This window comes from Pantoea sp. sgz302252 (assembly GCF_042610525.1).
Classification (GTDB): Bacteria; Pseudomonadota; Gammaproteobacteria; order Enterobacterales; family Enterobacteriaceae; genus Erwinia.
This window is the reverse complement of sequence record NZ_JBHDVM010000004.1, coordinates 355,635-367,654: the sequence shown is the minus strand read 5'-3', so window position 1 is coordinate 367,654 and position 12,020 is coordinate 355,635. Positions and strand designations below refer to the sequence as shown.

12 protein-coding genes are annotated in these 12,020 nt (G+C 54.3%); 11 read left to right on the top strand and 1 reads right to left on the bottom strand.

The window, feature by feature from the left end; genetic code table 11:
* Positions 1–14 precede the first annotated feature (14 nt).
* Positions 15–1,346, bottom strand: a complete 1,332-nt coding sequence (locus tag ACETPC_RS10070) for an aspartate aminotransferase family protein (RefSeq protein ID WP_380180938.1) — start codon at positions 1,344–1,346, stop codon at positions 15–17.
* A 100-nt stretch (positions 1,347–1,446) separates the two neighbouring features.
* Here ACETPC_RS10070 and ACETPC_RS10065 point away from each other — a divergent pair, with 100 nt between their 5' ends.
* The 11 genes from ACETPC_RS10065 (at position 1,447) to ACETPC_RS10015 (ending at position 12,014) form a co-directional block, all read left to right on the top strand.
* Complete coding sequence (locus tag ACETPC_RS10065) at positions 1,447–2,349, top strand: LysR family transcriptional regulator (RefSeq protein ID WP_380180936.1); 903 nt, start codon at positions 1,447–1,449, stop codon at positions 2,347–2,349.
* Between the two features lie 213 nt (positions 2,350–2,562).
* Entirely contained in the window at positions 2,563–3,396 is an 834-nt protein-coding gene (locus ACETPC_RS10060; protein ID WP_380180934.1) for a substrate-binding periplasmic protein, read from the top strand.
* A gap of 116 nt (positions 3,397–3,512) precedes the next feature.
* The gene (locus tag ACETPC_RS10055; protein WP_380180932.1) at positions 3,513–4,286 is read left to right on the top strand and encodes an amino acid ABC transporter ATP-binding protein; all 774 of its coding nucleotides are present in this window, start codon (positions 3,513–3,515) and stop codon (positions 4,284–4,286) included.
* Positions 4,287–4,297: 11 nt separating this feature from the next.
* Positions 4,298–4,969: an amino acid ABC transporter permease gene (locus ACETPC_RS10050; RefSeq protein ID WP_380180930.1), complete on the top strand. Its 672-nt coding sequence runs from the start codon at positions 4,298–4,300 to the stop codon at positions 4,967–4,969.
* A gap of 10 nt (positions 4,970–4,979) precedes the next feature.
* Positions 4,980–5,645, top strand: a complete 666-nt coding sequence (locus ACETPC_RS10045; protein ID WP_380180928.1) for an amino acid ABC transporter permease — start codon at positions 4,980–4,982, stop codon at positions 5,643–5,645.
* A gap of 25 nt (positions 5,646–5,670) precedes the next feature.
* Positions 5,671–6,549 carry a 4-hydroxy-tetrahydrodipicolinate synthase gene (dapA, locus tag ACETPC_RS10040; protein WP_380180927.1) on the top strand — a complete coding sequence of 293 codons (879 nt, stop codon included), beginning with the start codon at positions 5,671–5,673 and terminating at the stop codon, positions 6,547–6,549.
* Positions 6,550–6,615: 66 nt separating this feature from the next.
* Positions 6,616–7,878: an NAD(P)/FAD-dependent oxidoreductase gene (locus tag ACETPC_RS10035; protein ID WP_380180925.1), complete on the top strand. Its 1,263-nt coding sequence runs from the start codon at positions 6,616–6,618 to the stop codon at positions 7,876–7,878.
* Positions 7,875–9,356, top strand: coding sequence for an aldehyde dehydrogenase family protein (locus ACETPC_RS10030; RefSeq protein WP_380180923.1), 1,482 nt, complete (start codon positions 7,875–7,877; stop codon positions 9,354–9,356). Before ACETPC_RS10035 ends, ACETPC_RS10030 begins: the two co-directional genes overlap by 4 nt.
* A gap of 9 nt (positions 9,357–9,365) precedes the next feature.
* Positions 9,366–10,391, top strand: a complete 1,026-nt coding sequence (locus tag ACETPC_RS10025; RefSeq protein ID WP_380180921.1) for a proline racemase family protein — start codon at positions 9,366–9,368, stop codon at positions 10,389–10,391.
* Positions 10,392–10,440: 49 nt separating this feature from the next.
* Positions 10,441–11,154 carry a GntR family transcriptional regulator gene (locus tag ACETPC_RS10020; protein ID WP_380180919.1) on the top strand — a complete coding sequence of 238 codons (714 nt, stop codon included), beginning with the start codon at positions 10,441–10,443 and terminating at the stop codon, positions 11,152–11,154.
* 104 nt (positions 11,155–11,258) lie between these two features.
* Positions 11,259–12,014 carry an SDR family NAD(P)-dependent oxidoreductase gene (locus tag ACETPC_RS10015; protein WP_380180917.1) on the top strand — a complete coding sequence of 252 codons (756 nt, stop codon included), beginning with the start codon at positions 11,259–11,261 and terminating at the stop codon, positions 12,012–12,014.
* The last annotated feature ends 6 nt before the right edge of the window (positions 12,015–12,020 follow it).

Here is a 12,020-nt window from a genome sequence, read left to right as displayed (position 1 = left end):
AAAACTTGCCTCGATCAGTTGATGTAATGCAGCGCTTCGCCCACCGCGTCGAACAGACGATCCAGTTCCGCCGGTTGCGTATTGAACATCGGGCCAAATTGCAGCGTATCGCCACCAAAGCGCACGTAAAAACCGGCTTTCCACAGCGCCATACCTGCGTCAAACGGACGCACGGCGGCATCACCATCGCGTGGCGCAAGCTGAATGGCGCCGACCAGACCGCAGTTGCGGATATCCACCACGTTCGGGCAGTTGCGCAGCGCGTGCAGCGTGTGTTCGAAGTGCGGTGCCAGTTCGGCAGACTGCGCAATCAGCGCTTCGCTCTCCAGCAGATCCAGCGTTGCCAGACCTGCGGCGCAGGCGACCGGATGGGCTGAATAGGTGTAACCGTGCGCGAACTCCACCGCATGTTCCGGCAGCGGCTGCGACATAAAGGTGTGATAGATCTCACTGCTGGCCACCACGCCACCGAGCGGAATTGCGCCATTGGTTATCTGCTTAGCAAAATTCAGCAGATCTGGCGTCACGCCAAAGTACTCTGCGCCGCTCCAGCGTCCCATCCGGCCAAAGCCGGTAATCACCTCATCAAAAATCAGCAGAATGTTGTGCTGGGTGCAGATTTCACGCAGGCGTTGCAGGTAGCCCTGCGGCGGAATGATCGCACCAGCCGATCCGGAAAGCGGCTCGACAATCAGCGCGGCGATATTGGAGGCATCATGCAGTTCAATCAGCTTGAGCATCTCATCTGCCAGCGCTACACCGCCGGTTTCCGCCTGGCCAGCGGTAAACGGCAAATCGCTCTGCAAGGTGTGGGGAATATGATCGACATCCATAAATTGCCCGAACATTTTCCGGTTGCCGCCAATGCCGCCGAGGCTGGTGCCGGCAATATTGACGCCATGGTAGCCACGCGCGCGGCCAATGAATTTGGTTTTGCCCGGCTGGCCTTTGGCGCGCCAGTAGGCTCGCGCCATTTTGACGGCGGTATCGGCGGATTCAGAACCTGAGCCGGTAAAGAAGACGTGATTCAGCTCGCCCGGCATGCGCTGGGCAATTTTTTCAGCCAGCTGGAAGGAGAGAGGGTGGCCGTACTGGAAGCCCGGCGAGTAATCAAGCGTGCCCAGCTGTTTCGCCACGGCCGTTTGAATTTCGCTGCGCGTATGGCCCGCGCCGCAGGTCCAGAGTCCTGACAGGCTGTCGTAAATCTGACGGCCTTTATCGTCGGTCAGCCAACGTCCCTGCGCGGCAACGATAAAGCGCGGATCGCGCTGGAAATTACGGTTGGCGCTAAACGGCATCCAGTGCGCCTGCAAATTAAGTGACGCGGTATTTAGGGTCTCAGACATGTGCTCTTCCTCCAGACAGGTGTAGGAAGAGTTTGCAATCAACTGTTGATTAAGTTAAATCCCTATAAACTCACCTTCACTTATGGAAATACTCACCTATATGAAAAACAAATCGCTGGCGCAGGTCACCGACTTTGATCTGAAATTACTGCGTATTTTTAAAACGGTAAGCGAGTGCGGCAGCTTCTCGGCGGCGGAAAGCCTGCTGGGTATAACCCGTTCAGCTATTAGCCTTAATATGAGCGATCTGGAAAAACGGCTGGGCATGCGCTTGTGCCAGCGTGGGCGCGCAGGTTTTGCTTTGACCGACGAAGGGCGGGAGATTCTGCGCCACAGCGAAAGCATGATGGCGGCGATCGAGGGTTTTCGTCAGCAGGTAAACCAGATGCACAAGCAGTTACGCGGTGAATTTAACATCGGCATTATTAATAATCTGGTAACGCAGCCCAGGATGAAAATCACTCACGCGCTGGATTCTCTGCGGGAAAATGGCCCGGATATTCGGCTCAATATCAGCATGATGACCGCCGCTGACATTGAGCGCGGCCTGATGGATGGCCGTTTACATGTGGGCGCTTTGCCGCTGACCTCGCCGATTTCCGGGCTGGAATATACCCAGCTTTATGATGAAAAATCAAACCTTTACTGTAGCAGTAAACATCCGCTTTTCAGCCAGCAAGCCGCGCCGGACGATCGGGAACTCATGACCTATGATGCGATAGCGCCCAGCTTCCGCATGACAGCAGAAGCGATAGGTATGCATCAAAAACTGAACTGCACCGCGACGGCCTCAGATCGGGAAGGCATCGCCTTTCTGATCCTCACCGGCCGCTTTATCGGCTTCCTGCCGGATCACTATGCCGCGCAGTGGGTCGAAAAGCAGCTGATGCGCAGCGTCGCGTCACAGCGTCTCCATTTCAGCAGCAAAATTGCCATCGTCACCCGTGCCGGACGACGTTCAAATGCCATTCTGGAAAAATTTCTGCAATCCCTCGCGCTCTGATCTTTCCGCCAATTTTCCTTTTTTGATGCCGGTCACACGCGGCAGTCGATCGGCGTCAAAGTTTGTTCATAAGTAAACCATATTGGTTGACTTTGTTAATTTTGTGCTTCTATGCTCTTAACTGCTGGTGCATACAGCATTGCATACAAAAGGTAAAAAGAAGGCATTACCCACTGTTCCTGTTCGCAACATTAACGTTTGGACGAGGTCATTATGGTCAGCACTCATTTATCTGCTTTAAAGAATTTATCCTGTTGTCTGGCCGTTGGCGGGACGCTGTTGCTCTCATCATTTACCACGGCGGCCGCCGATAATTACTGGCAGGCAATTCAGCAAAAAGGCGTGCTGCGCTGCGGAGCTGCGCCTGCGGCGCCTTATGTTATGCGCGACCCGAAAACCCAGCAATACAGCGGCTATTTCTCAGAACTCTGCCGCGATTTCGGGCAAAACGTCTTAAAAGTTAAAGTGCAGTTCGTCGATGCCAGCTGGGATACGCTGGTGGCCGGTTTGCAGAGCGACAAATGGGATTTGGCGCTGGGACTGAATCAAACGCCCGAGCGCGCGCTGGCGGTAGCCTTTTCAACGCCAGCTCAGGATTATCAAATTTCCTTTTTGGTGAACAAGCAGAACCCAAAAGTTAACGCGTTGGGCAATAAGCTTGCCGATTATGATAAGGAAGGCATCACCTTTGCGGTCATGTCCGGCACCGTTCAGGATAAAACCATCAGTGCCGCTATTAAAAAAGGCAAAATTATGCGTTTGCCCGGCAATGACGAAAGCCGTATGGCGCTGATGGCCCGGCGTGCCGACGTGCTGGTTGACGCCAGCGATACCAATCACTTATTCGCTGTTGCCAATCCCGACTGGGCCAAAGAAGTTTTGCCTGCGCCCGCGCTGGCAAAACAGGGCGTCTCGTTCGGCTTGCCGCGTTCAGTCTCGGAAGCCGATATGGACGTCCTCAATATTTATCTGACGCAGCGGCGCGCCACCGGTGAAATCGATCAATTAGTAAATAAAGCCTCACAGGAAGCAAACGCCGCTAAATAAGGCATCCCGACTAAACGAACCCTGTGCATACCGCACGCAGCGGAGGAATAACCATGAACGCCTCATCCAGTCTGGCCACGGCATCTGTTCGCCAAAATAATGATCAGCCGATATTTATGAATGAATTTAACAAGGGAGAGTTCATTCATTTAAAAAAAGTCTGCAAATCCTACGGTGAACTAAAAGTAATGGATAACTTTGACCTGAGCATGCGCAATGACGATCGCCTGGTGATTATTGGGCCGAGCGGCAGCGGTAAAAGCTCCTTGTTGCGTGTATTAATGGGGCTGGAAGGGATCCAGAGTGGGGAAATTAATTTCCAGAAAAATGACTATATCATTGGCGATAAGAGTAAAAATGCCAAAATTCTCGATAAAAATATCCAGAAGAAAATCGGCATGGTATTTCAGCATTATACGCTTTTTCCTCACCTCTCAATATTGAGCAACCTGATACTGGCGCCGGTCAAAGTGCACAATATCCCTAAGCGCGAGGCCACTGAAAAAGCGCGTGCCCTGCTGGCGCGTTTTGGTCTGGAGAGTAAATTGCACGCCTGGCCGAGCCAGCTTTCAGGCGGTCAGAAGCAGCGCGTAGCTATAGCACGGGCGCTGATGCTGGAACCTGAACTGATGCTGTTTGACGAAGTTACTTCAGCGCTGGATCCGGAAATGGTGACGGAAGTGCAAAACGTCATGATGCAGCTGGCTAATCAAAAAATGGCGATGATTATTGTGACCCATGATATGCACTTCGCCCGTAATATTGCCTCGCGCGTGGTGTTCTGTGCCAACGGTAAAATAGTTGAGCAGGGCAACCCGGAAACACTTTTTACCCGGCCCAGAGAAACGCGCACGCGTGAATTTCTGGAAAAAGTCTTGCACCTGGATTAAGGGGGTTAAAAATGGATTACCAATTCAACTTTAATTTCCTTAACGGCAACCTGGACGCTTTATGGGATGGGCTTAAAGTCACGCTTGAGCTCTCTTTAATGGCCAATATACTTGGCCTGACGCTGGGTTTTGTTCTGTGCATGATGGCGATGAGTTCCATTGCCGTTATTCGCTGGCCGGTAAAAATATTTATTGAGTTCTTCCGCTGCACGCCAATATTGCTGCAGATCGTCTGGTTTTATTACTGCGTGCCGATGATGTTTAATTTATTTATCGACCCTATTTATATGGGTTTCCTGGCGCTGGGATTAAACCTGGCGGCTTTCAATGCAGAAGCTTATCGTGCAGGCGTTCAGGCCGTCCCGCACGAACATCATGATGCCGGTATCGCGCTAGGACTGAATAAAGCGCAGCAAACGCTGTATGTGGTGTTGCCGCAGGCGCTTCGCAGCGCATTGCCGGTGCTGATGACCAACGGCATTGCCATTTTGCAGCAAACCGCGCTGGTCGCCATCGTTGCCATCTCCGATCTGATGTATGTCGGAAAAAACATCGCTACCGAGACCTATCGTCCGCTGGAAACCTATTCGCTGATCGCGCTGATTTACTTCGCGCTCTCACTGCCGATTTCGCAGCTGGTTGCCTGGATTGAACGCCGACAAGATGCGGCCGCTGCGCGCTGAGGATTGCACTATGACCCTTGATTTCACTCAGGTTTTCTCATACTGGCAGGTGCTGCTACAGGGCTTAGGGCTGACGCTGGCCTTTACGCTGAGCTGCGCGGTACTGGGCAGCGTGGCGGGCTTTATCATTAGCCTGCTACGGCTGTCGCCGCTGGCGCCGTTGCGCTGGCTGGTTACGCTTTACGTGGAGTTCTTTCGCGGAACGCCGCTGCTGATCCAGCTGTTCTGGGTATTCTTCTGCTTTCCGGTGGTATTCCGCCTCAACATTGCGCCCTGGATGTGCGTCACCCTGTCACTGGTGATGTATATGGCGGCGATTACCAGCGAGACCTTTCGCGGTTCGCTGAAATCAATCGCTGGCGAGCAGCATGACGCCTGCATAGCGCTCAGCCTGACGCCCGCCGCCAAAATCCTTTACGTCATCTTTCCGCAGGCGCTGCTGCGGGCGATCCCTACGCTGCTTTCTAATGTGGTCAGCCTGTTTAAAGAGAGCGCGCTGATCTCCTCTGTTGGCGTGGCTGACCTGATGTTTGTCGGCCAGAACATTTCCAATAGCACGGCGCGTCCGGTTGAGTTTCTCTCTGCCGTTGCCGTGATCTACTTTGTCGTGGCATTCCCCTTAACCCGCCTTGTTGGCGTGGTCGAATCGCGTTTGTTACGGCGTTATGCCCTTTGATAACCGATCCACAGGAGTAGTAACAATGAAACTGAAAGGCATTTTACCGGCACTGGTTACTCCATTTAACGAAGCGGGCGCGGTCGACCACGACCAACTGGCGGATATTCTGGAATATCAGCTTAAGGCAGGCGTCAGCGGTTTTGTGCCGCTTGGCTCTACCGGCGAATATTACGCGCTAACTAACGAAGAACGCCGTCAGGTATTAAAAACGGTGAAAACCGTGGTAGGCGATCGCGGCACCCTGATTGCCGGTGCCAACGGCTCATGTACGCGCGAAGTGCTGGAGCAGGTTAAGCAAACCGTTGATGCCGGCTATAACAATCTGCTGATTGCGCCGCCATACTATGCGCTGCCTTCCCAGCAGGAGCTGATTGGTCATTATCAGGCGATCCTCAATGAATTCAGCGACATTAATCTGGTGCTGTACAACTATCCGGTGCGCACCAACGTTGAAGTGGGTTTTGAAGTTCTTGAGGCCTTTAAAGATCATCCGCGCGTCATCGCCATCAAAGAGAGCAGCGGCAGCGTACTGCGCGCGGTGGAAATCGGCCATAGCTACAAAGAAAATTACCAGCTCTCCTGCGGTTCCGATGACGTCGCCTTTGACTTCTTTATGTGGGGCGCCAGCAGCTGGATCTGCGGGCCGGCAAACTGTTTCCCCGATCATATTTGCGAGTTCTATCGCAAGTTCAGCAGCGGCGATCTGACGGGCGCGCAAAACGTGATGCGCTCGCTGTTCCCGGTGATGGCAAGCATGGAAGAGGGCAAGTTTATTCAGAAAGTGAAATATGGCTGTGAACTGGCGGGCTTTAAGGCGGGCAATGCACGTATGCCGTTGCAGCCGTTAACTACCGAAGAGAAAGCGGCATTCCGCAAAATCTTTGAAGCGTCTCAGGCCTGAATTTACTAGCGACGCGGGCCGGTGAATTTGAGATAGTCACCGGCCGCTTTTCAGAGTGAAAAATATATGGTGAAACAGCAGTCAGTGGTGATAGGTGGCGGTATTGTTGGCGTTTGTTGCGCCCTCTACCTGCAAAAGGAAGGCCATCAGGTGTGGCTAATCGATCCGGCTGCGCCGGGCGACAGCACGGCTAAATGGAGCTGCGGACAGATGGCGGTAAGCGAAATCGTGCCGCTTTCAAAGCCGGGCATTCTGAAACGCATTCCCGGCTGGATGCTCGATCAAACCGGGCCGCTGGCGCTGCGTCCAGCCGCAATTCCGACGATGTTGCCCTGGTTTCTGCGCTTTGTTGCTAATGCGCGTCACGGCCGCATCAACGCTATTGCTCAGGCCATGGCCTCCCTGACGCATCAGGTCTATCCCGATTTCGCCTCGCTGCTGGCGATGTGTCCCGATAAAACGCTGCTGGGTCAGCGTCCGGTCATCGAAGTGTTTGATACGCCGCGCGGCTTAGCGGCGGAGCGTGAACATCTGCAATTGCGTGAGCGGCTGGGTTTCAGCGCGGAAACACTGGACGAGGCGGCGATTGCGGAACTGGAACCGGCGCTGGCGGGGAAATTTGCCCATGGCGTCCTGTTTCCCGACTGGCGTGCAGTAAGCGATACGCAAGGATTTATTGCCGCGCTGACGGCCGCCTTTATACAGCAAGGCGGCACGCGTATCGATAGCGAAGCCGAAAGCATCCTGGAAGCGAATGGGCTGGCGAATGGCGTGAAGCTGCGTGATGGCCGTAGCCTGCCCGCCGATCATGTAGTGGTGGCTGCGGGCACCGGATCGCGCCGCTTTTTCTCTGCGCTGGGCGTGCGCGTGCCGCTGACCGGCATCTCAGGCTATCAGGCGCTGCTGCCGCAGCCTGAAGTCGAGTTTCGCCATTCAGTTATCTATGCCGACGGCGGCTTCTGTTTCACTCCGATGACGCGCGGTTTGCAGATAGGCGGCACCATCGAGTTTGCTGGTGCCGATGCCAAACCCAATTTTCAGCGCGCGGAAATTATTCTGCAAAAGGCACGCAAACTGCTGCCGCAGCTCAACGACACGGCAAAAGAGTTTGGCGTGGGGCACCGTCCGTTCTTGCCAGATACTAAACCTGTTATCGACCGTTCACGCCGCTTGAGTAATGTGCTGATGGCCTTTGGGCATGGGCAACTTGGCTTAACGCTGGGCGCAACTACCGGTCGTCTTATTGCCGAACTCGCGGCGCGGCGGCCTGCCGCGCAGGATCTGACGCCGTTCAGCGCTTACCGTTTTATGGAAGGAGATCGCACATGAGCGTTACCACAGAACTTTTTATCAATGGGAAATGGGTTACCCCACTAAAAGGCGGCAGCTTCGCCAGCATCGATCCCACCAGTGAAAAAGAAATTGCCAGCATTGCCGCAGCCAGCAGAGAAGATGTTGACCTTGCGGTGAAAGCAGCCAGAGAGGCCTTTGATACAGGCGGCTGGCCCGAACTGAGCGGCAAGGTACGAGCAGGCTATCTGCGGCGTATCGCCACTCTTATCCGCGAAAAGCAGCAGAGGCTGGCGGAGCTGGAAGTGCGTGATAACGGCAAGCCGCTGCCGGAAGCGCTGTGGGATATTGGCGACACCGCTTACTGCTTCGATTTTTACGCCGATCTGGCGGAAAAGCTCGATGAACAGCAGGAGCAGCCGGTAGCGCTTTCAGACGACCGCTTTAGCAGCGTAGCGCGTAAAGAGCCGGTTGGCGTTTGCGGCGCCATTATTCCGTGGAATTTCCCCATGCTGATGGCGGCATGGAAAGTCGCGCCCGCGCTGGCGGCAGGCTGTACCGTCGTCCTGAAGCCTTCAGAAGTGACGCCGCTCACCGCGTTGCAGCTGGCAGAAATCGCCCATCAGGCGGCATTACCGGCAGGCGTGCTGAATGTGATCACTGGTCTGGGCGCGGAAGCCGGGTCGGCGCTTACTGAACATCCCGATGTCGATAAACTGGCTTTTACCGGCAGCGTAGCAACGGGACGCAAAATCATGCAGGTCGCGGCAGCGGAGATTAAAAACGTCAGCCTCGAACTGGGCGGCAAATCAGCTTTTATCCTGTTTGATGACAGCGACATCGAAAAAGCGGTGGAGTGGATCCTGTTTGGCATTTTCTGGAACAAAGGCGAAGTCTGCTCTGCCACTTCGCGCGTATTAGTGCAGCGCAATCTTTATCAGCCGCTGCTGGCACGGCTGGTTGAAGAGGCAGAAAAGATTAAAATTGGCAACGGCATGGATGACGGCGTGCTGTTAGGGCCGCTGGTTAATGCCGCACAGTATGAAAAAGTCCAGCGTGCTATCGCGCAGGGCGTTGAAGAAGGGGCCAGGCTGCTGAGCGGCGGCAAACGTCCTCAGCAGCACGAAAAAGGCTATTTTCTACAGCCCACGATTTTCACGGAGATGACAGAAGAGAGCGAGCTGTGGCGTGAGGAAATTTTTGGCCCGGTGGTTTGCGTGCGCGCTTTTGACGATGAGGCTGAAGCCATTGCCTCGGCTAACCGTTCACGCTTTGGCCTGGCGGCGGCTGTGATGTCTGAAGATTTGGCGCGTGCCGAGCGCGTGGCGCGTAAATTACGCGCGGGCATTGTCTGGGTCAACTGTTCGCAACCGACTTTTACCGAAGCTCCATGGGGCGGTTACAAACAGAGCGGGATTGGCCGCGAGCTGGGTGAATGGGGGCTGAATAACTACCTCGAAACCAAGCAAATTACCCGTTATGACAGCAGCCAGCCCTGGGGCTGGTATCTGAAATAAGAGAACATTATGCGCTGGAAAAAAACGTTACAGCTAATAGAAGTGCACTGCGAAGGTGAGATCGGCAAAGTGATTACCTCCGGCGTGATCGACATTCCCGGTGCCACCATGCTCGATAAGATGAACTACATCAACGAAGTCGATGATAGCCTGCGCCGGCTGGTGACTATGGAGCCGCGCGGCTGCCTGCAAATGTCGGTGAACTTACTGTTGCCGCCGACGGTGCCCGGCGCGCATGCCGGTTTTATCGTATTGCAGGCTGATAAAGCGCACCCGATGTCGGGCAGCAACTGCATCTGCGTGGTCACGGCGCTATTGGAAACCGGCATGATCACTATGCAGGAGCCAGAAACCACCGTGGTGCTGGACACGCCTGCGGGGCTGGTCACCGCAGTAGCGAGCTGCTCGGATGGACGCTGTATCAGCGTGTCGCTGGATATGGTGCCAGCCTTTACCGAGCAGCTCGATCGCCAGTTTGAGATCCCCAACTTTGGGGTTATCACCGCAGATATTGCCTTTGGCGGCGTCTACTACGCGCTAATAGATGTAGAGCAAATCAAACTCAGTATCGCGCCAGAAAATGCCCGTGAACTGGCCGCTTTCGGCGTGGGATTCCGCCATTACATTAACCAGCAGATTCAGGTGCAGCATCCGCTGCTGCCTCAGATTAATGAAGTGGCCTACGTCATGTTCAGGCAGCGCGAAGAACAAAACGTCTGGCGCACCTGTACTACCTTACCGCCGGGACGCGTGGATCGCTCACCCTGCGGCACCGGCAGTTCAGCAAATCTCGCCACGCTTGACACGCGGGGTGAGGTGGAACCAGGCGATCGGCTGATTTCACGCTCTACCATCAACGGCGAATTCAGGATTGAGCTGCGCGGGCGCACGCAGGTGGGCGAAAAACTTGCCGTGCTGCCGCGCGTTACTGGCCGTGCCTGGATTTACGGCATCCAGCAACTGGGTATCGATCCGGACGATCCGCTTTCCGCGGGTTTTATGCTGAGCGATACATGGGGGCCTGCATTGTCCTGACTGGCCTGCGCCGCTAACATGCCCCTGTGACATTCAGCCAGAGACGTAAATGATGAGCAAAAAAGACGAAAAAGAAGAGGGTACTGGCCGTCGTCATGGCGGGCGCTATATCTATGAGGAGCTGCGCCGCCAAATCCTTACGCTGCAGCTCAAGCACGGCGAACAGCTTGACGAGATTTCACTGGCTACTGCTTTTGGCCTGTCGCGTTCGCCGGTGCGCGATGCCATGGCACGCCTGGTGAGTGAGGGGCTGGTAACGATTTTGCCGAATCGTACCGCCATAGTTACGCCGTTTGCGATTGAAGAATTCCCGGATTACATCACTGCGTTAGATTTGGTGCAGCGTGCGGTAACGCGACTGGCGGCCATTCATCGTAGTGATGAAGATATTCGTGATATTGAAGCGGCCAATGAAGCCTATATGGAAATGGTCTATAAAGGCGACTTTAGCGCCATGACCGAGCGTAACAAAGAGTTTCACCTGGCGATAGCGAAGGCGGCGGGCAATAACTACCTGGCCACCTACTACGATAAGCTGTTATCGGAAGGACAACGCATCCAGCACCTCCAGTTTGATTTTATGACGCGCCAGGATGCGCCTTCAAAATTGGGCCGTGACCACGACGATCTGATAGCCGCCATCAAAGCGGGCGAGGCTGAAAATGCTGACAGAATGGCTCATGAACATACCCTGTTATTCCAAAGTCGTTTTCTGACTTTTATGCAGCGCAATCTCTTAAAAGATATGAAACTTAACGACTAAGCTGTTTTGCATTACCCGAGCCGGAACAAGCGCGTTCCGGCCAGGCCCTGCTTTTGCTCTTTACCGTCCGCTATTCGTTATTACGTAATTAAAGAGGAGTAGAGATGAATCGCTTTCAGGATAAAACCGTGATTGTTACCGGCGGCGCAGGCGGCATTGGCGAGGCAATTTGTCGCCGGTTTGCTAACGAAGGTGCGCATGTCTGGATTGTTGACAGCAATGCTGAATTAGCCCAGTCGCTTGCCCAGGATATTAATCAGCAAGGCGGACATGCTGCATGGCGCGAAGTCAACCTTGCCAGCGCAGCAGATATTTTTTCCTTTATTTCAGAATTAAAAAGTCAGACCGAGCGTATTGACGTTTTGATCAATAACGCCGGTATTAATCGTCGCGGTGCGCTACTTGAATTAAGTGAACAAGACTGGCAGACGACATTTAGCGTTAATCTCGACGCGTTATTTCATATGTGCCGCGCAGTATTGCCACATATGATTGCCCAGGGTGGCGGCGCTATCGTGAATACCGCTTCGCAATGGGGATTGCATCCCGCGCCTGGCCATATTGCTTATAACACTTCAAAAGCAGCAGTTGCGGCATTTACGCTTAATCTGGCGCGCGATTATGCGCCTGACAAAGTGCGCGTAAACGCAGTATGTCCGGGTGAAGTGCGTACGCCGATGTTAGAAAGCAACCTGGCGCGTAGCGGGCGTTCGCTCGACGATCTCAATGCGTTAGTGCCTTTTGGCCGTATCGGTGAACCGGCAGAAATCGCCGCCGCCATCGCTTTCCTTGCCTCTGACGAGGCACCCTATCTTTGCGGATCGCTGCTGGAAATCACCGGCGCACAGGCCGTCGCCTAAGGAGAA

Coding starts and splice junctions, on each gene's coding strand:
- ACETPC_RS10070 (WP_380180938.1), bottom strand. CDS start 1,346: ATGTCTGAGACCCTAAATACCGCGTCACTTAATTTGCAGGCGCACTGG.
- ACETPC_RS10025 (WP_380180921.1), top strand. CDS start 9,366: ATGCGCTGGAAAAAAACGTTACAGCTAATAGAAGTGCACTGCGAAGGT.
- ACETPC_RS10030 (WP_380180923.1), top strand. CDS start 7,875: ATGAGCGTTACCACAGAACTTTTTATCAATGGGAAATGGGTTACCCCA.
- ACETPC_RS10060 (WP_380180934.1), top strand. CDS start 2,563: ATGGTCAGCACTCATTTATCTGCTTTAAAGAATTTATCCTGTTGTCTG.
- ACETPC_RS10055 (WP_380180932.1), top strand. CDS start 3,513: ATGAATGAATTTAACAAGGGAGAGTTCATTCATTTAAAAAAAGTCTGC.
- ACETPC_RS10035 (WP_380180925.1), top strand. CDS start 6,616: ATGGTGAAACAGCAGTCAGTGGTGATAGGTGGCGGTATTGTTGGCGTT.
- ACETPC_RS10020 (WP_380180919.1), top strand. CDS start 10,441: ATGATGAGCAAAAAAGACGAAAAAGAAGAGGGTACTGGCCGTCGTCAT.
- dapA (WP_380180927.1), top strand. CDS start 5,671: ATGAAACTGAAAGGCATTTTACCGGCACTGGTTACTCCATTTAACGAA.
- ACETPC_RS10045 (WP_380180928.1), top strand. CDS start 4,980: ATGACCCTTGATTTCACTCAGGTTTTCTCATACTGGCAGGTGCTGCTA.
- ACETPC_RS10065 (WP_380180936.1), top strand. CDS start 1,447: ATGAAAAACAAATCGCTGGCGCAGGTCACCGACTTTGATCTGAAATTA.
- ACETPC_RS10015 (WP_380180917.1), top strand. CDS start 11,259: ATGAATCGCTTTCAGGATAAAACCGTGATTGTTACCGGCGGCGCAGGC.
- ACETPC_RS10050 (WP_380180930.1), top strand. CDS start 4,298: ATGGATTACCAATTCAACTTTAATTTCCTTAACGGCAACCTGGACGCT.